At 56.4% G+C, this 22,346-nt stretch carries 21 protein-coding genes and 1 tRNA gene; 2 read left to right on the forward strand and 20 right to left on the reverse strand.

The genetic code is table 11. The features are described from left to right. Nucleotides 1-24: 24 nt before the first annotated feature. Nucleotides 25-1,230 carry a THUMP domain-containing class I SAM-dependent RNA methyltransferase gene (locus J2S20_RS00715; RefSeq protein WP_106612714.1) on the reverse strand — a complete coding sequence of 402 codons (1,206 nt, stop codon included), beginning with the start codon at nt 1,228-1,230 and terminating at the stop codon, nt 25-27. A 190-nt stretch (nt 1,231-1,420) separates the two neighbouring features. Further along, entirely contained in the window at nt 1,421-2,329 is a 909-nt protein-coding gene (locus J2S20_RS00720) for a C40 family peptidase (protein ID WP_106612715.1), read from the reverse strand. Between the two features lie 216 nt (nt 2,330-2,545). On the opposite strand from J2S20_RS00720, the gene J2S20_RS00725 reads away from it, so the two are divergent. Continuing rightward, nucleotides 2,546-2,618: transfer RNA gene (locus tag J2S20_RS00725), tRNA-Thr, on the forward strand. Nucleotides 2,619-2,884: 266 nt separating this feature from the next. On the opposite strand, the gene recO is transcribed toward J2S20_RS00725, so the two are convergent. The 12 genes from recO to mtaB form a co-directional block, all read right to left on the reverse strand. Then, nucleotides 2,885-3,532, reverse strand: coding sequence for a DNA repair protein RecO (recO, locus tag J2S20_RS00730; protein WP_106612716.1), 648 nt, complete (start codon nt 3,530-3,532; stop codon nt 2,885-2,887). A 45-nt stretch (nt 3,533-3,577) separates the two neighbouring features. Continuing rightward, complete coding sequence (gene era / locus J2S20_RS00735; protein WP_106612717.1) at nt 3,578-4,477, reverse strand: GTPase Era; 900 nt, start codon at nt 4,475-4,477, stop codon at nt 3,578-3,580. Then, nucleotides 4,474-7,443, reverse strand: coding sequence for an insulinase family protein (locus J2S20_RS00740; protein WP_106612718.1), 2,970 nt, complete (start codon nt 7,441-7,443; stop codon nt 4,474-4,476). The genes era and J2S20_RS00740 overlap by 4 nt, the downstream gene beginning before the upstream one ends. 173 nt (nt 7,444-7,616) lie before the next feature. Further along, nucleotides 7,617-8,450, reverse strand: a complete 834-nt coding sequence (locus J2S20_RS00745; RefSeq protein WP_106612719.1) for a YdcF family protein — start codon at nt 8,448-8,450, stop codon at nt 7,617-7,619. 11 nt (nt 8,451-8,461) lie between these two features. Continuing rightward, the gene (locus J2S20_RS00750; protein ID WP_106612720.1) at nt 8,462-9,703 is read right to left on the reverse strand and encodes a peptidase U32 family protein; all 1,242 of its coding nucleotides are present in this window, start codon (nt 9,701-9,703) and stop codon (nt 8,462-8,464) included. 14 nt (nt 9,704-9,717) lie between these two features. Continuing rightward, nucleotides 9,718-10,374 carry an O-methyltransferase gene (locus J2S20_RS00755; RefSeq protein ID WP_106612721.1) on the reverse strand — a complete coding sequence of 219 codons (657 nt, stop codon included), beginning with the start codon at nt 10,372-10,374 and terminating at the stop codon, nt 9,718-9,720. After that, nucleotides 10,371-10,772, reverse strand: a complete 402-nt coding sequence (locus J2S20_RS00760) for an MltG/YceG/YrrL family protein (protein WP_106612722.1) — start codon at nt 10,770-10,772, stop codon at nt 10,371-10,373. The genes J2S20_RS00755 and J2S20_RS00760 overlap by 4 nt, the downstream gene beginning before the upstream one ends. Nucleotides 10,773-10,854: 82 nt before the next feature. Further along, complete coding sequence (locus J2S20_RS00765; protein ID WP_211292263.1) at nt 10,855-12,558, reverse strand: ribonuclease J; 1,704 nt, start codon at nt 12,556-12,558, stop codon at nt 10,855-10,857. Between the two features lie 569 nt (nt 12,559-13,127). Then, nucleotides 13,128-13,430, reverse strand: a complete 303-nt coding sequence (locus tag J2S20_RS00770) for a DUF1292 domain-containing protein (RefSeq protein WP_330692704.1) — start codon at nt 13,428-13,430, stop codon at nt 13,128-13,130. Between the two features lie 17 nt (nt 13,431-13,447). Beyond that, complete coding sequence (ruvX, locus tag J2S20_RS00775; protein ID WP_307251992.1) at nt 13,448-13,867, reverse strand: Holliday junction resolvase RuvX; 420 nt, start codon at nt 13,865-13,867, stop codon at nt 13,448-13,450. Nucleotides 13,868-14,053: 186 nt separating this feature from the next. Continuing rightward, entirely contained in the window at nt 14,054-14,326 is a 273-nt protein-coding gene (locus J2S20_RS00780; protein WP_106612725.1) for an IreB family regulatory phosphoprotein, read from the reverse strand. Nucleotides 14,327-14,435: 109 nt separating this feature from the next. Further along, nucleotides 14,436-15,863 carry a tRNA (N(6)-L-threonylcarbamoyladenosine(37)-C(2))-methylthiotransferase MtaB gene (mtaB, locus tag J2S20_RS00785; protein WP_307252207.1) on the reverse strand — a complete coding sequence of 476 codons (1,428 nt, stop codon included), beginning with the start codon at nt 15,861-15,863 and terminating at the stop codon, nt 14,436-14,438. A gap of 91 nt (nt 15,864-15,954) precedes the next feature. Here mtaB and J2S20_RS00790 point away from each other — a divergent pair, with 91 nt between their 5' ends. Then, entirely contained in the window at nt 15,955-16,188 is a 234-nt protein-coding gene (locus J2S20_RS00790) for an HPr family phosphocarrier protein (RefSeq protein WP_106612727.1), read from the forward strand. A gap of 163 nt (nt 16,189-16,351) precedes the next feature. Here J2S20_RS00790 and thiI read toward each other — a convergent pair whose 3' ends face one another. The 6 genes from thiI to J2S20_RS00820 all read right to left on the reverse strand — a co-directional run bounded on the left by thiI (nt 16,352) and on the right by J2S20_RS00820 (nt 22,335). After that, a complete protein-coding gene (gene thiI, locus J2S20_RS00795; protein WP_307251997.1) occupies nt 16,352-17,542 on the reverse strand; it encodes a tRNA uracil 4-sulfurtransferase ThiI in 1,191 nt (396 codons plus the stop codon). Nucleotides 17,543-17,570: 28 nt separating this feature from the next. Further along, nucleotides 17,571-18,728 (reverse strand): cysteine desulfurase family protein, encoded by a 1,158-nt coding sequence (locus tag J2S20_RS00800; protein WP_307252000.1) that lies wholly within the window; start codon nt 18,726-18,728, stop codon nt 17,571-17,573. Between the two features lie 66 nt (nt 18,729-18,794). After that, nucleotides 18,795-19,535 carry a 16S rRNA (uracil(1498)-N(3))-methyltransferase gene (locus J2S20_RS00805; protein WP_307252003.1) on the reverse strand — a complete coding sequence of 247 codons (741 nt, stop codon included), beginning with the start codon at nt 19,533-19,535 and terminating at the stop codon, nt 18,795-18,797. Nucleotides 19,536-19,538: 3 nt separating this feature from the next. Continuing rightward, on the reverse strand, nt 19,539-20,519 hold the full coding sequence (prmA, locus tag J2S20_RS00810) for a 50S ribosomal protein L11 methyltransferase (RefSeq protein WP_307252006.1): 981 nt from the start codon (nt 20,517-20,519) through the stop codon (nt 19,539-19,541). 267 nt (nt 20,520-20,786) lie between these two features. Continuing rightward, nucleotides 20,787-21,665, reverse strand: coding sequence for a ribokinase (locus J2S20_RS00815; RefSeq protein WP_307252210.1), 879 nt, complete (start codon nt 21,663-21,665; stop codon nt 20,787-20,789). 16 nt (nt 21,666-21,681) lie between these two features. After that, nucleotides 21,682-22,335: a class II aldolase/adducin family protein gene (locus J2S20_RS00820; protein WP_307252009.1), complete on the reverse strand. Its 654-nt coding sequence runs from the start codon at nt 22,333-22,335 to the stop codon at nt 21,682-21,684. Nucleotides 22,336-22,346: the final 11 nt, after the last annotated feature.

Here is a 22,346-nt window from a genome sequence, read left to right on the forward strand (position 1 = left end):
GTTCCTGTTGTGACAGCAGCACTGTCACTTCCTCTTTTCGATCTGCCGCTCTTTGTCAGCATTTCCCGCATCACATTCCAAAACATGCTTACGCCTCGGGGGCTTCTTGCCAAGAAACTGATAAAAATAAGTCTTCATCATCCCGTTATAGATCTTCCGGTTCTTATCTGCCCTGCGGCCGATGCACTGCTCCGCCCCCGGAAAGGAGGTAATCATGTACAGCGACCAGTCCTCCAGCGCAAGGTAGCGCTCTCCGAGCGTCCGGTACAGAAGCTCCAGCCCCTCGTCGTTCTTCAGGCGCTCACCATAGGGCGGGTTTGTAACCAAAAAGCCATATTTTTTTGCGTGCGACAGCTCTGCGACCGACCTCTGCTGGAAGTGAATGAGCTGCCCGACTCCCGCCTGCTCTGCATTGATCTTCGCACTGCGAATCACAGACGGATCGATATCGTAGCCCTGAATATCCGTCTCCACTTCTAACTTCAACAGCTCATTGGCCTCATCCAGCGCATCGTACCAGCACTTCTTTGGAATCAGCTGTTCCCAGCTCTGAGACAGAAACTCACGATTCATGCCTGGAGCCATATTTGCCGCCATCATGGCTGCCTCAATGGGAAAGGTTCCGCTCCCGCAAAACGGATCTACCAGAATGCGGTCGCTGTGCCATGGGGTCAGCTTAAGCAGTGCAGCCGCCAGCGTCTCGGTGATCGGAGCCTTCGCAGTCTCCGTCCTGTAACCGCGCTTATGAAGCGAGGCGCCGCTCGTATCCAGCGCGACTGTCACGATATCATTATGGAGAAAGGCGCGCACCGGATAGCTCTCCCCACTCTCCGCAAACTGCGTGAGCCCGTAACGCCGCCCCATACTGCGAACCATTGCCTTTTTCATGATAGACTGAATATCAGAGGGCGAGAAAAGCTTGCTGTTGATCGAGGTCGCCTTGGTGACCCAAAACTTCCCATCCCTCGGGATCAGCTCGCTCCACGGCAGCGCCGCAGTCCCCTCAAACAGCTCGTCGTAGGTCGTCGCGCGAAAGCTCCCGACCTCCAGCAGCACACGCTCCGCCGTGCGCAGCCAGATATTGGCACGTGCAATCGCCTCTGCATCCCCGATGAAGCTTACCTTTCCATTGTCCGTGGCGCTCACATCATAGCCGAGCTCCGTGATCTCTCTCTTCAGAACGGCCTCCAGACCAAAGTGACAGGGCGCCGTCAGCTTGTATGTTTTCATTTTCTCCTCATTCCGCCAAGTATACACAGTAGCATTTATCATAAACGAAAAGAGCGGTCACTGCAAGAAGAAGACCCGCAGTACCGCTCCTTATCTCTGTGTTCAGTCCGTTCCTGTCTCAGAACAGGGGCTATGCTCCCATCCGCAGCATAGTGCGAAGGAGAGCCCTTCACTCTATCAGTTCTGTACCTCAGTCGCCCAGTACATTTCGGATATCCAGCGCGGGCGCATAGTCCCAGGGTGTGATGCGAATCCCCTTGCCGCTTCCGACTGCATGAATGGCCTGTCCATCTCCCATGTAGATCGAGATATGATTCACAACGCCATCCTTTGGACTTCCGTCGTAGGCAATAATATCGCCGGGACGCATCTCATCCTCACTCACGCTGACACCGCTCTTCGCCTGTGCTGCCGACTGGTGGTAGAGAGAGATCCCTGCCGCCTGCTTCATCACATAGAGCACCAGTCCGGAGCAGTCAAAGCCGGACTCCGGTGTAATTCCGCCGTAAGTATAAACACCGCCCTCAAACTGCCTTGCATAATCAACAATCTCTTTTCTCAGCTCACTGACCTGACTCCAGTCCGTTGTAAGCGCCTTTCCTGAATTGACCGGACGATTGTGAACCACCGGCTCCCGGACGCCGCTGTTTCCTGCCTGTACCGATGCAACTCCGGGACCGGTCACCTGATCGCGGGCGGCCTGCTCCTCATCTGTGAGCACAGCGGAATTGTCAGCAAGCTTCAGCAGCTCTTTTTCTGTCGTCTGAAGCTCTGTCCGCAGCTTCTCCGTCGAAGCTGCCTTCACCTCAGCCTGTACCATCTTTACTTCCGCTGCCTTCTGCTCCGCCGGGGCTTCCGGTATCTCAGCTTTTGAAGGCTCCGCAGGTGCGGCTGCTGTCTCTACCGCCAGCACAGGTACCACTCCCACTGCTTCCGCGCTTTTTTGCGCAGCTATCTCCTGTACAGGGCTCTCTGAACTCTCCGACACCGGAGCTCCGCCGACCTGCTCCCTGGCTGCCAGCACAGGCATCGCCGCAGAAAACGCAATGCAGGCTGAAAGAAAAGCTGCGGCGCAGGGTTTAAAATATCTTTTCTTCATCGCGTCCTCCGGAATGATGTCAGAAATCTTTTAGTAACATTTTAATATTTATGGAATGATTCGGTAACATTTAGTATAAAAGTCCCGGACAGGGAAGTCAATGAAGAAATTCTTACAGCATTATTACATCAGAAATTATATAAAACAATTGACAAAGCAACAGCACTATGGTATTCTACCAAAGCTTGATTGAGAGCAATCTCGATTTGGCACAAAGCTGATGTAGCACAGTCGGTAGTGCGTCGCATTGGTAGTGCGGAGGTCACGGGTCCGATTCCCGTCATCAGCTCTGAACAGAGAGCGGAAACCTTGAATTTTCAGGGTCTCCGTTTTTTTATTTTGTAGCATCGTCCCCTCTTCTTTCGAGGTTTTATTCTAAAAGCTTTGATGATATTTTTCAATTGCGCATAGGTGATTACAGGGCTGTTTTTGCGTGATAGATCATGAATGTGAATGATTGATCTATCATCTATCTCTTTGATATAGGATTAAGAGGGGATATTTACAAAAAGCTGAATGTTTAGAATGTTGAATATGACAATTTTTAATTTCCTCTCACAGAAGCTTCAGTATCTCCAGCGAATGGAGCGTCCTGTCCACATAGCGATGGAGCGAGGCGTCCACGTTTTCGCCGAGCTCTGCGAGACTCTCCTCACTTATGGCAAAGGTATAGAGCTTCTCCAGCGGCGCAGTGCAGATATAGTGCCAGGTATAGGCGCAGCCCTCCCCGCTCCTCAGCGGCGGTTCCGGGTCATAGCTTCCGTCCGTGACCATGCTGCGAAGCTCAAAGATGCGGCGCGTCAGTTCCCTCGGGAGAGCGGGCTTTTGCAGTGCGAGGAGACTGAAGTACAGGAGCTTTAAGTAGCGCGGTTCCGGCGCATACTCCCTGTTGTAGTAATCCATCAGCTCCAGAAAATAGGTTCCGTAGCAGGTGCTCTCCACGTCCAGCGTGAGCGACTCAAAGTAATTTGCGATCTCTGCGCCCTCCAACGTATAGCTGTCACGTCCCTGAAACAGACTGAACTTTCCATATGCAAAGGGCCGGGTCACCCCCATAAAGGGGCTGCCCGGCCTTCCTGCACCGCGGGCAAAGAAGGAGAGCTTCCCCTGCTCCAGCGTAAGGAGCGCGACTCTTCGGTCCCGCTCCCCGACCGGCATAACACTCAGCACCATACCGGTGACCTCAATCACTCCGTTCCTCATGCCTCTCCCGACCTCTTGAAAAACAGCTGCTCATCCGTATGCGCCTTATTTCCTAAGACTCCTCATATCATAACCGAAGGACTTAAGCTGCGTGTCATTGTCACGCCACTCCTTTCGCACCTTGACCCAGAGCTTCAGATTCACCTTTGCCTCCGTCAGCTCCTCTATCGCAATGCGCGCCCCTGTCCCGATGCGCTTCAGCATCTGACCGCCTCTGCCGATAATCATTCCCTTGTGGGACTCCCTCTCGCAGACGATATTCGCGTCCAGATCTATGATTCCGTCCTCCCGTTCCTTCATCCGCTCCACTGTGACCGCGATGCCGTGCGGAACCTCGTCCCGCAGAAGACGCAGCGCCTGTTCCCTGATGAGCTCCGCAGCGATATCCCGCATTGGCTCCTCCGTGACCGTGTCCTCATCATAGAACATCGGTCCCTCCGGCAGAAGCTGATACAGAGTGTCCAGCAAAAGCTCCAGATTCTCGCTCCGGAGAGCGGAGACCGCCACAAGCTCTTTGGGCCTCGCAAAGCTCTGATACTTTTCTATGCTCTCCGCCAGCGCCTTTCTGTCCTTCACTTTGTCCGTCTTATTGACAACCAGCACCAGTGGCCGGTGATTTTTCTTCAGTTTCTCCGCGATCTCTGTCTCTGCCGCACCAATATACTCTGTGGCATCAACGATCCAGAGCAGCACATCCGCCTCCTCTATTGTCTTCTCTGCCACGTCCACCATGAAGCGCCCGAGCTTGTTCTTCGCGCGGGTCATCCCCGGCGTATCCTCAAAGACTATCTGACCGCGTGCATCTGTGTACACCGTGCGTATCTGACTTCTGGTAGTCTGTGCCTTCTCGGAGGTGATAGCGATCTTCTGACCAATCAGGTGATTCATCAGCGTCGACTTCCCCACATTCGGGCGCCCGATCAGGGCTACAAATCCTGACTTCATCTCTCTTCCTTCTGCGCCTGAAACAGCGGCTTTACTTCTGTGAATGCCTGCTCCTCCTTCCGAAGCTGGCTCTCGTTTCCAATCACACACTTTGCGCCGTCAGACAGCACGGCGCGAAGGAGCGGCGCCAGCGCGCGGATATCCGCAGGCTCTGCATTCAGGATCTCGTCTCTCTCCCTCTGAAGATCCTCGTCTGTCACATGTGAATAATATGCAGACAGGCCGCGCAGTCCTGCCTGCTTGGGTGTGAGCGGACTGTCGAGCTCCGCGATGGTTCCGATGATACTCTTTGTCATCTCGCGCTCATCCGCGGTGAACTGCTCTGCAAATTCTGCGATTCCGTCATAGATCCGGTCCGTCTCCAAAAGCTTCGGATCTCGATAAGAGGCAAAGCCCGCGCTCCCGCTGCGCCCAAAGCTCGCTGCACAGCCGTATGCGCCGCCGAGCACCCGAATATTGTTCCAGAGATAATCATAGCTCAGCAGCAGCTTCAGCACGCGCAGCGCTCCCGTGTACGCGAAGCCGTGCTCCTTAAAGTTTCCGCTGCGTGCCACATAGTTCACCTGGGACGCAGTGGAAAAGCCCTCGCGCCGCACATCGCGCTTCCACAAAAAGCGCTGCGGACGCTTTGCACCTGCCGGAAAGCTCTCACGATACCCCTCCAGTGCCCTGCGCACTGCGGCATAGCCCTCTGCGTCACAGCTTAAATGCACCGTGATATTGTCCGCCGTAAAGATGCGCGCTGCGAGCTCCTCAAGCGTCTCTGCAATCCGTGCCGTCTCGGCGTCATCCATCGCTGCAAGCTGCTCCAGATGCTTAAAATACGCAATGCCCCGCGTCGCGTCTCCAAAGGCCGCGTCTGCGGAGAGGCAGGCTCCCGCGCGAATCAGTGCCATCACATGTCCCGCCGAGGTCAGCTTGTCCTTAAGACCCGCCTTTACCTCATTTAAGTTGTCCCTAAGGCGCTTCCCGTCCGCAAAGCTTGTACCAAGAAGCATTTCCCGCATGGTCTTCAACAGAAAATCCACCTTCTCTGCAAGTGCCTTTCCGCTCGCAAAAAAGAGAGAGCTGTTCTTCCCTGCACTTAGAAGATCCGGATAACTCTCCATGCCAAAGCCGATGCCGCCGCTGTTTAAATTGATCAGCGTGGAGAGCTCACTGTAGCTGTGACTCTCCGTGTCCATATAGCCCAGCACGTCGCGCAGGAGTGCAAGAGAGGAGAGCTCACTGAGCGACAGACTTCCGCAGTCAAAATCAAGACGCAGGTAGACAATACCGGAGGTGAAGACCTCCGTCCAGACGACAGGGAGTCCCGCGATCTCCTCGGTCTTAAAGTTCAGCTTCTCAGCGCCGCGGTCAATATCTCCCCGCTTAAGCAGCGGAATCCTTAAGAGATCCTCCTGCTTCGAGGGCTCACTCTGATAGGCCTTCAGCTCCCGTGTCTCCCAGACAATGCGCTCCCTCTCCTCCCGGCTCATCTGTGCCGCGATCTCCCGGAGCTTCTCGTTTCTTTTCTCCTCCTGCTTTGCCGTGAGCCCGCTGACCGGCTTCAGTATGACCAGCGCCTCATTCGGGTTGTCCAGCAGATAGTCCCTGATGATCCCCTCAAAGAAATCCTCATCGACCTTCTTCCTAAGCTCAGAAAACAGCCCGTCAAAGCGAAGGTGCATGCAGGGATCCGCGTCATAGAGCCAGCTGTTGAAACTCTCAATTCCATATATCAGTCCCTTCGGATAGGAGCCGAAATCTGCCTCCCTTGCCCGAAATTCCGCAGAATTCAGCGCAGCCTTTACCATTTTGTGATCCAGCGCTCCCCCGGCAAGAGCCCGCAGGGTATCCCGCACCACAGCGAGAAACTGCTCCTTCTGATCCAGCGCAACATGCTTTGCGTTCACAGCAAAATAAGGCTCGCGTATTCCATAGCTGTAGCCGCCGTACACATCCTCACCGATGCCTGCCTGAATGAGCGCATCGTGCAGCGGCGCCCCCGGAACCTCAAGCAGCACATATTCCAGCGCCTGAAACGCGTTGCAGAGCAGCGGATCCAGCTCACCGCCGACGCGCATATTGAGGGAGAAATAAGCCGCATGATCCTCTGACTCGCTCTCCGCGATGGAATATTCAAACAGCTTTTCCACCGGTGCCCTGAGCGGCGCGGGGAGCTTCAGCTCCGAATCCAGCGGACGCCTCTCATACTTCGAGAGGTACTCCCGGTCCATGTAGTCCAGCCGCTCCGCCATATCCGTGTTTCCGTAGAGGTAAATAAAAGAATTCGTCGGATGATAGTAGCGGCTGTGGAAATCCAGATAAGACTCATAGCTCAGCTCCGGGATGCAGTCCGGGTCTCCTCCGGACTCCTCCGCATAGGGATGTCCCGGAAAGAGCGCCTCATTCACCGCGCGCTCCATCACGCCGTCCACAGAGGAATACACCCCCTTCATCTCATTGTAGACAACGCCGTTGTAGCTCAGCGGGCCGTCCGCGCTCTCCGCCTCGTAATGCCAGCCCTCCTGCAGGAATATCTTCTTCTCCTGATAGAGTCTCGGATGAAACACCGCATCCAGATACACGTCCATGAGATTATGAAAATCCGTGTCATTGCAGCTTGCGACAGGATAGAGCGTCTTATCCGGATAGGTCATCGCGTTCAGAAAGGTGTTGAGCGAGCCCTTCACGAGCTCCACAAAGGGATCCTTCGCAGGATACTTCTCCGAGCCGCAGAGCACGGTGTGCTCCACAATGTGGGCAACGCCCGTGGAGTCGCGGGAAGGCGTGCGAAAGCCGATCGTGAAGACCTTGTTGTTGTCGTCGGAGAGCAGCAGGAACACCCGCGCTCCCGTTCTTCTGTGTTCCATACTGACCGCGACTGCACCGATCTCCGGGATATCCGTCTCCTTTAAATATGTGTACGCGGGTAATGTCTTCAGTGCCGCTGTTCTTTCGCTGCGATTCCGAATTTCTGCCATAAGTCTTCCTTTCTGTGTGATCGCGTCTTTATGCCGACGGTATAATCCCATCGGCCGGTATCATGGAAAGCAGCGTGCGATCCGCAGTTTCCCGGATCCTGCTTCCCTTCTGTCTGCCGGAGCTCTCCCGGCAACGATAAAGCTCAGAGTGTTTCAAAGCCCCGCCGCTTTACTCACAGCCTACCCAGGAACTTGTCCTTTAAGAGCGCCGCGCACTCCCGCAGCATAAAATGCGGGAAGAGTACCAGATCTGTGGCCACGGGTATCCCATAAATTTGCTGCTGTGACTGTTTTTTGGCAATATGCATTGCGCGATACAGATGATAGTCGGAGCTCAGCACGGCGATGCGCACCGGTCTCGACTCTGCGCTCAGGATCTCCATTCCCTGCACCGGGCTCACAAAAGCCGCCCGGGACTCGCTCTCCTCCGCCTCCCCGCGGACGCGGCGGATCAACGCACGGCTGTAGCTGATATTTTCAAAGGTATTCTTTGACTGTATCTCCAGAAGCAGGCGCTCTGCCTTAAGACCGTTTTCGCAGAGATAATCTGCCATCACCTCTGCCTCCGAGCGGAGCGAGGAAACGTCTTGCCCGCCCGAGAGCACAAAACTGGTCTGCGGATTCTGTTCCGCATAGGCGAGCGTGCGGTCCAACCGCCGCTTCAGTGAGCGTGAGATCGTGCCGTCCGGTCTCACCTGCGCGCCGAGGACGATCACATACTCCGGATTCACAGGCTCCCCGGGATGCATCCCGGAGGCGATGCATACGCCTGCCGCGATCAATACCGCCGCGAGAGAGAAGGTCGCCGTATGTACCGCCGTGACAAGCCAGAGCGGAATCTGTCTCCACTCATGCCTGTAACCCCAGGCCACCGCCGCATTGCAGAGCGAGAGAAACGCAAAGCAGAGCCAGATCTGACTCTGCGCCAGAAACTGACCCGCATAGATCGTCGCAACGATCCAGTAACCGAGGCACAGAAGAAAGCCCGCGGTGAAAAATACACTCATGTATCCGCTCCTTACTTCAGCTCTGCAGTCTCCACACGCAGCAGCTCTCCGGGCTCCGCTGCCGGACACAGCTCCACATGCAGCGACTCCAGCGGATGCGGCGCGCTCTCCTCCCGCATGCCCTCGTCGTTCTCGATCGAGAGCACCTCTGAGATCACATCGCTCCCGTCCTTCTTCATGATTTCTATCCTGTCGCCGACCGAAAACTTATTTTTCTGCCGGAAGCAGGCGCGCCCCTGTTTGTCCAGGCGCTCCACGGTTCCCAGATAAGTGTAGCTCCGCGTGTAGGTATTGTTCTCGTAGATCTGCGCGTCCTCCGAGGGTCTGCCAAAAAAGAAGCCGGTCGTGAACTCCCGGTAGGTGCATTTTCCGATCTCTCGCCTGTACTCCTCAAGATGCGACGCATAGAGTGCGGGATCCTTCAAATAATCATCAATCGCCCGTCGGTAGGCGCGCGCATTGACCGCGACGTAGAGCTCCGTCTTCATGCGCCCCTCAATCTTGAAGCTGTCTATCCCGGCCTCTATGAGCTCCGGAATATGCTCTATCATGCAGAGATCCCTGGAATTGAAGATGAAGGTCCCCCGCTCATTTTCATACACCGGCATATACTGCCCCGGGCGCTTCTCCTCCACCACCGCGTACTGCCAGCGACAGGGGTGGGTACAGGCTCCGCGGTTCGCATCCCGTCCGGAGAGAAAGCTGCTTAAGAGGCAGCGCCCCGAGTAGGAGATGCACATCGCACCGTGCACGAAGGTCTCAATCTCCATCTCTTCCGGAATGTGTCTCCGAATATCCGCAATCTCCCTGAGAGAGAGCTCCCGCGCCGTCACGACGCGCTTTGCACCGAGCTCCCGCCAGAAGAGAAAGCTTCCGTAATTCGTATTGTTCGCCTGTGTGCTCACATGGAGCTCCGTGTCCGGACATATGCGCTTTGCCAGCATGAAGAGCGCCGGATCGGAGACGATGAGCGCATCCGGCTGCATCTCCTTAAGCTCCTCAAAATAGTGCTCCGCCGCTGTGAGATCGTCATTGTGCGCAAGTATATTTGCGGTCACATAGACCTTCTTTCCCCGCTCATGTGCGTAGCGTATGCCCTCCGCCATCTCCTCCGGCGAAAAGTTCTTCGCCATGGCACGGAGACCGAAGGCCTCCCCGCCGATATAAACCGCGTCCGCTCCGTAGTCCAGCGCAGTCCTCAGCACTTTAAGACTGCCCGCCGGGAGCAGAAGCTCCGGTCTTTTTTCTCGCATAAGCTTCCTTTCTCTCACTCTGCCCCGGCGCGCTTCAGCGTCAGTGCAATTCCGTCCCCGCCCGGCAATATGCTCGTCTCCAGTCCCTCCGTGTGCGTCAGAACGTAGAGATATTCCCTCATGCGGGCGTGTATGGTTCTGTCGCGGCGCGGCAGGGCAAAACGGGAATACGCGATGCTCCCCTCCTGCAATACATTATCCGAGAGGATAATGCCGCCGGGTCTCAGACATTTTAAAAGATGCGGCAGCCAGTTCAAATACTGCCCTTTTGCCGCATCCATAAACACAAAGGAATATCGTTCCGCCGGAAGTCCGGGAAGGATTTCGCCGGCGTCGCCGGGAAGAAGCGTAATCCTCTCCCGATAGACACTGCGGCTTATGTTCCGCTGCGCGGCCTCGATGCGCGGCGCCCAGCTCTCTATCGTCGTGATGTGCGCATTCTCCGGGAGCACTGAGGCCATAACAAGGGCAGAATATCCCACCGCCGTTCCGACCTCCAAAAGCTCCTGCGGCTTCAGAATGAGAAGCAGCATCTTTAAAAAGCGCTCCGTATTCCGCCGGAGCACAGGAACCTCCGCTGTCTCCGCCTCCCGGCGCAGTGCCTCCAGCCATGCAGCATTTCCCGGCTCAAGCGAATCAAGATAGGCCGTAATTTCAGGCGCAACAATCATTTCTTATCTGTCTCCTCCGCTGTCTCCGGGCCTGCATCGAGCTGACGGAGCAACTCCTCCGCTGTCTCCGAGCTGTTCAGCTGGTAATGCCCCGGCTGTACCTCAAGATCAAAGAACAGTGCCTGCAGGCGCAGCGCCCAGACATTGTCCGCAACACCGCGCTTCAAAAGCAGCTCTGAGGCCTCCCAGAGATCCATGCCCTCAGGAATCGTCACATAGATGTTCTTTCCGGGAGGAGCATCCTTCCCCTGCTCATAAAATGCGCTGTAGCCGAAGCGATACGCTACCGCCATGCCGCGCGCCAGAACCAGAAGCAGTCCGGCCGCAACCAGGACCCGCACTGCAAGCCCGATGAGACCGGATGAGAAGCTGTTCAGTTTTTCGGCATTTCGATTCATAAGCTCTGCTCCGTTTCAAAGCTGTGCGGCCTTGATAGTACGCTCCGTGAGAGCTTCTTCCCCTCCAAAGGCTGCCTGCTTCTCAATGAACCCCGAGAATGATGGGCAGTATCACCGGATTCCGCTTCATCTTCTTCCAGAAGAAATCGCTCAGCTCGTCCCGCACCGCGTTCTTCAGCTTGCTCCAGTCGTGAACACCGGCGCTGAGACTGTCGCGCACTGCGGCAGCAGCGATATCTCGCGCGCCTGCCATCAGCTCCTCCGAATCCTTCACATAGACAAAGCCTCTGGAGACAATCTCCGGCCCGGAGACCAGCTGGTTCGAACCGCGCTCCAGCGCCATTGTCACGATCATGATACCATTCTGCGCGAGGTTTTGTCTATCTCTCAGGACGACATTGCCCACGTCTCCGACACCGAGCCCGTCCACCATGATGCCGCCTGCCTGCACATGCCCTGCGATGCGACAGCTGTTCTCACTGATCTCAACGACATCACCCGTGGACATAAAGAGTATATTCTCTTTCGGCACGCCGACCGCCGCCGCGATCTCCACCTGTGCCTTTCTGTGACGGTACTCACCGTGCACCGGCAGCGCAAACTTCGGCCTGAGCAGGGAGTACATGAGCTTGATCTCCTCTGCGCAGGCGTGTCCGGATACATGCGTGTCCTGAAATATGACCTCCGCCCCCTTGATGGAGAGCTCGTTGATCACCTTGTCCACGGCCTTCTCATTGCCGGGGATGGGGTGAGAGCTCATCACAACCACATCCGAAGGTGAGATCGAGACCTTTCTGTGCATGCCGCTGGCCATTCTGGAGAGCGCAGCCATGCTCTCTCCCTGACTGCCCGTCGTGATGAGAACGGTCTTCTCCTGCGGATAGTTCTTCAGCTGCTCAATGTCGATCAACGTCCCCTCCGGGATCTGAATATAGCCGAGCTCATTGGCGATGCCGATGACATTTACCATGGAGCGGCCTTCAACCACCACCTTGCGGCCGTACCTGTAGGCAGAATTGATCACCTGCTGCACGCGATCCACGTTTGAAGCAAAGGTCGCGACGATAATACGATTCTCCTTGTGCTCGGAGAATATCAGGTCGAAGGTTCTGCCGACCGTGCGCTCCGACATCGTAAAGCCCGGGCGTATTGCGTTAGTGCTGTCGCAGAGCAGCGCCAGCACTCCCTGCTTTCCGAGCTCTGCCATGCGCTGCAGATCCGCAGCCTCACCGAACACGGGCGTGTAGTCGATCTTGAAATCGCCGGTGTGGAAAATGACACCTGCCGGGCTGAAGATCGCAAGCGCCGAGCTGTCGGAAATAGAGTGATTCGTCTTGATAAACTCCACATTAAAATCACCGAAGGGCACCGTATCGCCGTGCTTTACCACGAAGAGCTTCGCGGAATCGAGCAGTCTGTGCTCCTCCAGCTTATGCCGGATCAGTGCGATGGTGAGTCGCGTGGAGTACACCGGAACATTCAGCTCCTTCAGAATATAGGGCAGCGCGCCGATATGATCCTCGTGTCCATGGGTGATGACAAAGCCCTTTACCTTCGAGATATTCTCCTTCAGGTAGCTCACATCCGGAATCACACAGTCAATACCCAGCATATCCTCACTCGGAAAGGCAATGCCGCAGTCCACAACGATGATGGTATCATTGCACTCAAAGGCCGTAATATTCATGCCGATCTGCTCGAGGCCGCCGAGCGGGATGATCTTCACCCTGCCCTCCGCGCTGGAGCGGATGACGCGTGCCTTCGGGAGCTTCGCGTGCTCCAGCATGGCTGCCAGAGGACCGAGCGTTTTTTTTGCGGAGCGGCGTACACCGCTGCGGCTCCCCGTACTGCGGCTGCTCTCCTTCGCCTTTGTACTCTCCTTTGTCTTTGTGCTCTCCTTCACCTCTGCGGCGTGCGGTCTTCTGCGGGAGGTCTTTGACACACTCTCCTTCTTCTGCTCCCCTTTTACGGGGCTCTCTTTTTTCACGCTTTCCTTCCGCGGCATACTGTTCTTTCTGCCCGCGCTCCTTCCCGCGCTGTTTTTCCCGGCACTCTCCTTCTTCACAGTTTCCTGTGCGCCTGTTTCCTTCCTTGCACTGCTCCTTCGCGCAGTCGTCTTTCCTGCATTCTCCTTCTGTGCGCCATCTTTCCTGCCGCCCTGTGCCTCCTGGCTCAGGTTGCGGCTCAGCTCCTTCAGCTTTCTGATCGCGTTCAGCGGATTTCTTTCATTCTCACTCAAATTAAAACTCCTCTCATACGAACCTTAAGCCTGTATGCGGCATGGTTCTGTTGTTTTATCAGCTTCTGTCTTCCAACCCGCTCTATGCTGTCGGAACAGACAGATATCCTCTCTGCTCATATAAGCTCTACACCGGAATCACTCATCAGCTCCTGAAAGATGCGAAGCATGTAGTCCGCCTCGGCATCGTCCTCCACAAACTCATAGACTGCTTCTCTTTCCTCCGGGCCCGAGACATCCTTTAGGATATAACACGCACCATCCCCCTCGGCGCCTTCCGCCGCGAGGAGATAATACATCCCGTTAATTTTCGTCTCCTCCAGAACGTAGAGCTCCACTTCGCCCCCGTCCTGATCTGCAACAGTGATTCGCGCCTGCTCCGGGGCCGCCATGAGCTCCTCTTCTCTCCCTTTCTCCATCCTCTTCCTTTCCGCGCTCACCTGCATTCCGGGTGAGCGTCCATATATTCCTTTAAAATCAGGCTCGCTGCGACCTGATCTATATACTTCTTTCTCTCCTCGCGCGGCACACCGCTCTCCGAGAGTATCTCATCCGCCGCCACAGTCGTAAGACGCTCATCCTGCCACTCCACCGGCAGCCCGGTTCTTCGGATGAGCATCTCCCGAAAGTGCTCACAGCGCTCCACGCGCTCACCGGCACTCCCGTCCATATGGCACGGACGCCCCAGCACGATGCGGGTGACACCCCGCTCCTGCACGAGCTCCTCAATGCGGGAACAGGTTCTTCTGAGCTTCGATTCCGAAGTTCTCCATATGGTCTCCGCCGGCTGTGCCGTTAAGTACAGGGCGTCGCTGAATGCGACGCCTACCGTCTTCGATCCGTAGTCCAGACCCATTAACACTGATAAACCCTCGCCTCTTTCTGAAAACTGTAAAATCATACAACAAAAAGCGCTGATACGGAATATTCCTGTATCAGTCTCAGAGGTGCCAGATTCGATTGATGACCGAGCCCATAACGGTCCTTCACGCGGCTTTCTATCACATCTAAACTTAAAAACGCAAAACAGCCGACGGCGGTATTACCTGCCGCCGTCGTACTTGTTCTCGATATAGTAGCTCAAAAGCTCCTCAAGAATATCGTCTCTCTCCACCTTCATGATGAGACTTCTCGCATTCTTGTGGCTGGTAATATAGGTCGGATCTCCGCTCATCACATAGCCGACAATCTGATTCACCGGATTGTAGCCCTTCTCGGACAGCGCTTCATAAACCAGACGAAGCACCTGGCTTACATCCATCTTATTTTCCTGTATTGCCTGAAAGAACTGGGTATCGTGCAAGTTTTCGTTCATGATATGATTCCTCTCAATTATTCCCTATTTTATACGAAAAGAAGATATTCAGCAAGAGGAAATCCCCCATTCAGAGATTTGTAAGAACCGCAGCCAGTATCGGAGCCCCTCAGCGCTGCAGCTCCAGCAGCTCCTCCGTAAGAAAACCCGTGACCTGTCCGGATATGAGCGCATTCACCGGAGCAGTCTCGTTTTCATGCAGCAGGGCCGCAATACGGACATACTCTCTGGTATTTCCGAGCAGATAGCGGCGTCCGTTCAGCTCTGCTACCTCCTCCACAAGTATCTCCTCCCAGCGGCCTATGCGGCGCTCCCGAAATTCACGCATGTGTCTCCGGTTCAGCGCCGCGAGCTGCTCCGCACGCGCCGCCTTCACAGCCCGCGTGCACTGTCCCGGCATCTCTGCCGCCCGTGTTCCCTCCCTGCGGGAGTAGGGGAAGATATGTGTCTCGTAAAAGCATATCTCCTCCGTGAAGGCAAGCGTCTCCTGAAACTCCTCCTCCGTCTCCCCGGGGAAACCCGCAATGATGTCCGTTGTGATCGCCGCATCAGGGAAGACCCTGCGGATCGTATCGACCCCCCGCCGGAATTCCGCTGTGCTGTAGTGCCGGTTCATGCGCCGCAGCACGGCATCCGAGCCGCTCTGCATCGAGAGATGAAAATGCGGACAGAAGTGCCGAAGTCCCGCCAGTCTCCGCACAAAATCCTCCGTGACAATCTGCGGCTCCAGCGAGCCCACTCGGATGCGCTCAATTCCCTCCACCCGGTCGAGAAGACAGATGACATCCGAAAGATTCTCTGCATGCTCTCCGGCGGACTGTATCCGCTCCAGATCCCGCCCGTAGGAGGAGAGGTGAATCCCGGTCAGCACGAGCTCCCTGTAGCCCTGCGCCGCAAAGCGCTCCACCTCCTCCTTGAGCTCCGGAAAGGCCCTTGAGCGCACGCGCCCCCGCACATAGGGAATGATACAGTAGCTGCAAAACTGGTTGCAGCCGTCCTGTATCTTCAGAAATGCACGGGTGTGATCCGACATTGTGTCCGCGCTGATATCATCGTATGCGCGCACCGCCGCAATATCTCCGACTGCAACGCAGGCAGCACGATCCGCATTTCCCGTGTCCTGATCCTTTTCATCTGCGCGAAAATCGCAATCCTCGGGGCCTCCTGTTTTACAGAGACGCGAAGCATCGTGCGAGGCAAAATATCTCTCCAGCAGTGCTGCTATCTCCCGCTTCTCGTGATTTCCGACGATGAGATCCACCGCCGTGTCCTCCTTAAGCTTCCCGCCCGCCGCCTGCGCGTAGCAGCCCGCTGCGACCACCACCGCATCCGGGTTCATGCTTTTCGCCCGGTGCAGCATCTGCCGCGACTTTCTGTCCGCGATATTTGTGACAGAGCAGGTGTTGATGATATAGACATCCGCGGGCTCCTCAAAGGAGCGAAGCTCATAGCCGGCCCTGAGCAGCGCCTGCTGCATGGCCTCTGTCTCATAGGTATTCACCTTGCAGCCAAGGGTATGAAATGCCGCCGTTCTCAAATGATTTCTTCCTTTCCTTCGCTTGACTTTGCCCCCGCTTCCAATTACGATGATAGACAAAGCAGATTATATTTTAAGGAGGCGCTTCTCTATGAAAACCGTCAAGATCTCTCTCAATTCCATCGACAAGGTCAAATCCTTTGTAAATACGATTGCGCGCTACAACGAGGACTTCGACCTTGTCTCCGGCAGATATGTGATCGACGCGAAGTCCATTATGGGTATCTTCAGTCTGGATCTCTCCAAGCCTATTGATCTGAATATCCACGGCAATACCGAGGAGAGCGATATACTCACGGCGCTGAAGCCCTATATCGTGGAGTGATCCTCCAAAGGGACAGACAGGCGGAGTCGCTTGCATACGGCACTTCTCGGTCCGTAAAGCCATACCAAACGCAGGAGCTTCCTTGAGCGAAGCTCCTGTTTTATTTTCAGCTTCATTTCTGATCCGGCTTTCTGAACTCTTCCGAACAGACAGAGACAGCTCCTCACTCCGCCGTACAGCGAATTCTCTCCTCCGTCCGTATGGCCTCCTCGACCATCTCATCTATCTTTTCCGAAAGCTTCAGCTCCGACTTCCGTATGCGCTCTGCGTCCGGCTTTGTCACCGGGTGCTTTGCAACAAAGATGGTGCAGCAGTCCTCATAGGGCTCAATCGAGGTCTCATAGGTCCCGATCTGCACCGCGCGTTCTATGATCTCCTGCTTGTCAAAGCCGATCAGCGGACGGAATACCGGAAGTGTGCAGACCTCATTCGTCGACACGAGGGAGGGCACTGTCTGACTCGCCACCTGCCCGATACTCTCTCCTGTGATGAGCGCCATGCACTTGCTCCGCCCTGCGAGCCGCTCCGCAATGCGCATCATGTAGCGGCGCATGATAATGGTCAGCTCCTCATGCGGGCACTTCTCATAGATATAGAGCTGTATATCCGTGAAATTCACGATATGAAGCGTGACAGGACCTGCGTAGCGCGCCACCTCCCGCGCGAGATCCACAACCTTCTGCTTTGCGCGCTCGCTGGTATAGGGCGGCGCGTGAAAATAGGTCGCCTCCAGCATGACGCCGCGCTTTGCGATCATATAGCCCGCCACCGGGGAATCGATGCCGCCGGAGAGCAGCAGCATGGCCTTGCCGTTTGTTCCGACCGGCATCCCGCCCGGCCCCGGAATGAGGACGGAGTAGATCCCTGTGCCCTCGTTCCGTATCTCCACATTCAGGCTGATCTCCGGATGGTGGACATCCACCCGTAAATTCGGGCATGTCTCCAGTATTCTGCCGCCGAGCTCTGCGCTGATGCTCTCGGAGGTTCCCGGGTAGCTCTTGTCTATTCTCCGGGTAAATACCTTGAAGCTCCTCTCCTCCGTCCCGTAGACGTCCTGCATAAACTGCACGGTGCGCGCCGCGATGGTCTCAAAGTCGCGCTCCGCAAAGCGCAGCATCGGACATATCATCACGATTCCGAACACACGCTTCAGCGCCTCCACTGTGTCCTCGTAGTCAAAATACCCCTCCGTCTCCACATAGATGCGCCCGTGCTGCTTCTCAACCGAAAAGTTCCCCTCGACAGGCTTCAGCGCCGTGTATATCTGCTGAATCAGGGCATCCTCGAACTTATAGCGGTTCTTGCCCTTCAGGCCTATTTCTCCGTACTTGATTAAAAATGACTTATATTCCATGCTCTTCGTTCCCCACTGTCCTGAACCTTCATCTTCTCGTAAACCGGCTCAGCGTCGGCACAAGCTCCGCCATTGCCTCTGCAAAGGCATCTGCTTCCTCTGCCGTATTCGTGTCGCAGAGGCTCACTCGTATCGTCGCATCCAGCAGCTTATCTCTGAGACCTATGCCCTTCAGCGTCCCCGAGATGCCCGGATGGTTCGATGAGCAGGCCGACCCGCTGGACACATAGATGCCCCGCTCCTCCAGAGCGTGCAGCAGCACCTCCGCGCGCACATCCTCCACCGAGATGCTGACAATATGCGGCGCGCCCTCCTCGCCGCGCCCGGAATTCACACTGACGCCCGGCAGGGCGAGCATCGCATCCGTGATCCTGTCCTTCAGCGCCCGCATATGCGCAATTTTCTCATCAAAATCCTCATAGGCCTCAACTGCGGCTTCTCCCAGCCCGGCAATGCCCGGAACGTTGATCGTCCCGCTGCGAAGCCCTCCCTGCTGCCCCCCGCCATATAACAGCGGACGTATCTTCACCCTGCTGTCTATGTAGAGAAAGCCGACGCCCTTCGGCGCGTGCAGCTTGTGCCCGCTGACGCTTAAGAGATCTATGCCGAGCCGCTTCGGATATATTCTGTACTTCCCGTAGCCCTGAATGGCGTCTACGTGAAAGAGTGCCGCGGGTTTTCTCTCATGCACCAGCCCTGCGAGCTCCTGAACCGGTTCCACCGCTCCGATCTCATTGTTCACATACATGACCGAGACCAGTATGGTATCCTCCCGGAGCGCCTCCTTAAGCTGCGCAGGGGAGATATGTCCCCTCTCATCCACCGGAAGCACCGTCACCTCAAAGCCCAGTCCCTCCAGAAAAAGCAGCGGCTCATACACCGCCGGGTGCTCGATCGCCGTGGTTATGATGTGCCTGCCTGCCCGCTGATTTGCGAGCGCACAGCCGATCAGCGCCATATTGTCGGACTCCGTGCCTCCTGAGGTGAAGAGTATCTCCTTTGCCGAGACCTTCAAAGTCCTCGCGATCCGCTCCGCAGCCTCCCGCACATAGCGCTCTGCACGGACACCCATGCTGTGCTTCGCCGAAGGATTTCCGTAGTCCTCCCGCATGGTGCGCACCACCAGCTCCATCACACGCTCCGACACCCTGGTTGTCGCCGAATTGTCAAAATAAATCTCACGCATATAAACCTTTCCGCCGCGCTATAAGCTCAGATAAAACGCGCAGCCAGGACATCCCGCCGGGCGCGCTCAGCGCCCCTCTGTCTCCGCCATGAGAAGAGAGAGCACCACGAGCCCCGCAGTCTCCGTCCGAAGTATGCGCTTTCCGAGCGTCAGCGCCGTAAAGCCCCGCTCCTGTGCCTCCTGAATCTCGCTCTCCTCAAAGCCGCCCTCCGGCCCTATCATCACCGCCACACGGTCGCCCGGCTCTACTGAGGAGATCAGCGCCCGGGTCGCCTCCATTCCCTCCGCCTTCTCATAGGGAATCATGCAGAGCTCACTCTCCTCTGCTTCCTTAAGTGCCTCAGAGAAACTGAGCGGCAGCGCCACCTCCGGAATTACTCTCCGCCCGGACTGCTTCGCCGCACTCTCTGCGATCGCCTGCCAGCGCCGCACCCGCGCCTCCGCCTTCCTTTTGTCAAGCTTCGCGACACAGCGCCTCGTCTCCACCGGAACCACCCGGCGCACGCCGAGCTCCACCGCCTTCTGTATGATGAGCTCCAGCTTATCTCCCTTCGGCAGTCCCTGATACAGCGTGATCTCCACCGGAAGCTCCCGCACATCCGCATTTTCCTCGAGCACCGTGAGCTCCACCGCCTCACGGGACAGCGCCCGGATCTCACAGAGATACTCCCAGTCCTCTCCCGCACTGATCATCAGCCGCTCTCCGACCTTCATGCGGAGCACATTCACAATATGATTCACATCCGGCCCTGTGATCCGGGCCTCCCACTCCGAAAGCTGCTCCGGCGCAACAAAAAAATGATACACCTCTTATCTTCTCCTCACGGTGATATTCACCCACTCGCCCTGACGGTTCACCTCCAGCAGCTCAAACTCCGGGTTCCTGCCGAATGCTTCCCGTACCTCGTCCTCTTTCGTGTCGATGATGCCCGAGGTGATGAAGATGCCGCCGTGCTTTAAGTGACGGGCAATCTCCCCCTGCAGCGCGATGATCACCGGCGCCAGTATATTTGCCACCGCGATGTCGTAGCGCTCGTCCCCCGCTGCCGCCTGTACCTCTGCATCGTCGATCAGATTGCCGCAGACTGTCCGGAACTGCGCCTCCGTAAGCGCATTACTCCGAAGGTTCTCCCCGACCGCCTCCACCGCGTTGTCGTCGAGATCTGTCGCAAAGACATGCGCTGCACCGAGCTTCAGTGCCGCGATTCCCAGTATGCCGCTGCCCGTCCCGACATCCAGAACCTCTATGCCGTCCCGGACTCCCGCCGCCCGCATGATTTTCAGATACTTCGCGAGCTGACGTATGCAGAGCTGGGTCGTCTCATGCGCCCCCGTCCCGAACGCCGTTCCCGGATCTATCTGGATGGGCGTCTTCCCCTCCGCTCCGGCCGGAATCTGCTCCCAGCTCGGCTTAATCAGAATATCGTCCACCGTGAAGGGATGAAAAAAGGTCTTCCAGTTGTTGATCCAGTCCCGGTCCTCCGTCTCGCTCTCCGAAATCTCTCCGGGGCCGATGTCCGTGAACAGCCTCAGCTCCTCAAGGCTCTCCCGCACACGGACAAGCATCTCTTCCGTATCGCTCTCCGGCTCCAGATAGAAGCTGACCCGCGCACGCCCGTCATCCGGCGGCAGCTCCGGCAGTATGTCAATGAACATACCCTTCGTGTCCTGCTCCGAGAGCGGCACATGATCCTCTATTTCGATCCCCTCTATCCCAAGCTCCGAAAACGCGGCGCTCACGAGATCCACCGCCGCCGTCGTCGTGCTCAGCGTATACTTCTTCCACTTCATCTGTTCTGCTCCTGACTGCTCCTAAAAAAGGCCTGCCGCGCAGATACCACTGCCCCTTTTACAAGGACGCGGGTAATGCTGCCGACAGGCCGGTATTCTCTGCTGAATCATGGTAACACAAGACGACGCTTCCTGCAATGCGAAGGGCTGAAAGGCCTGCAAAAGACAGCGCCGCCCTGAACGAAACAGGATCGTCCGGAACGGCTGTCTTCTCTGTTTTCTTTTCAGGTCTGCGTGCTGCCAGGCAGAACATGTTCCTTCCCCGCCTCACAGCTCCTCTCTGCGGGGGATCGCGGGTGCTGCGCCCCGGCGCGATACGGTGATCGCAGCCGCCCTTGCGGCGAGAGCCATGGCCCGCTGCACCGTCTCTCCCGCAAGCAGGGCGGCGAGAAGATAACCCGTGTAGGTGTCCCCGGCTGCCGTCGTATCCACCACCTCCGTCCGGTAGATTTCCTGACAAAAGCGCTCCTCCCGATAGCCGTAGAGGGCCCCCGCCTCCCCGAGAGTCAGAACGATATGCGCCTCCGGGAACTTTCGCATGAGCTCTGCAAGCAGCAGCTCTCCGTCCGACGCCTGTCTTTCCGTGAGCTGCGCCGCCTCCACCTCGTTCAGAATAAACCAGTCAATAAGCTGAAGCGGAAGCGCCGTGATCTTTTGATCCATGGGGGAGGGATTCAGGACAATCACCATGCCCCTCTCGTGCGCCTTCTCCACAATATAATGCAGCTCGTTGATCTCATTCTGAAGCACACAGTAATCTCCTGCAAAAAAGCCGGAGAGCGTCTCATCAACCTCCTCTCTCGTGATAGCTAGGTTGGCGCCACCGTAGAGCAGGATGCAGTTGTCTCCCTGTGCATCGTTCTGAATGATTGCATTCCCGGAGCGCTCCATCTCTGTCACCCGTATAAAGTCCGTGTGTACACCGGCCTCCCGCAGCACTTCGAGCAAAAAGCTTCCGTCCTTCCCTATCTTTCCGGCGTGATATACCTCTGCGCCCGCCCTGCCGAGCGCCACAGACTGATTGAGCCCCTTTCCTCCGGAATAGACGTGCAGTGCCTCAGAGGAGAGAGTCTCCCCCTTTTTGACGAAGTGATCTACTTTATATACATAATCAATATTCAAGGATCCAAAGTTCAGTATTTTCATGGGAAATATTCCGTTCTTATAGTTTGATCTCACTGGGATAGGCCCACTTCTTAAGCTCCTCCGCCGGGAGCGCTGTGGGCTCCTTTCCGCCCATGGCTGTCAGCGTGAGGTAGTAGAGCTCTGCGACCTCCTCGACATACTGTGCCTTCAGAAAGGCCTCCTCCATGTCCGTACCGATTGCTATGGCTCCGTGGCTCTGCAGCAGACAGCAGTCCACTCTCTTCAGTGTCTCCGACACCACCTCCGCCAGCTCTGCCGTGCCCGGTCTCCTGTAGGGAGCCACCGGTACGACCCCGCCCCCTGTGATGCAGGCGCTCTCATAGACAATCGCCGGAATCTCCTTATTCATCACCGCAAAGGCTGTCGAGTAGCGCGCGTGGGTGTGGACGATGGCCCGCATCTCCGGCCGCACCCGGTAGGTATAGAGGTGCATCAGCGCTTCGCTCGAAGGTCTCGCCGCACTCCTTCGCTCCACAACCCGCGCGTCCAGATCCAGCACACAGACATCGTCCGGCGTAAGCAGCTCTCTTGCGACACCGCTCGGCGTGATGACCACATAGCCGCTCACCGCATCATACATACTGAAATTTCCCGATTTGTGTTTGCACATCCCGATGCGGTCCGCCTCCTTTGCGACCGCAACCACCTGTTGTTTCAGCTCTTCCAGCATGTCTTCCTCCT

The organism is Moryella indoligenes (assembly GCF_030812885.1).
In the GTDB taxonomy this organism is placed as follows: domain Bacteria; phylum Bacillota; class Clostridia; order Lachnospirales; family Lachnospiraceae; genus Moryella; species Moryella indoligenes.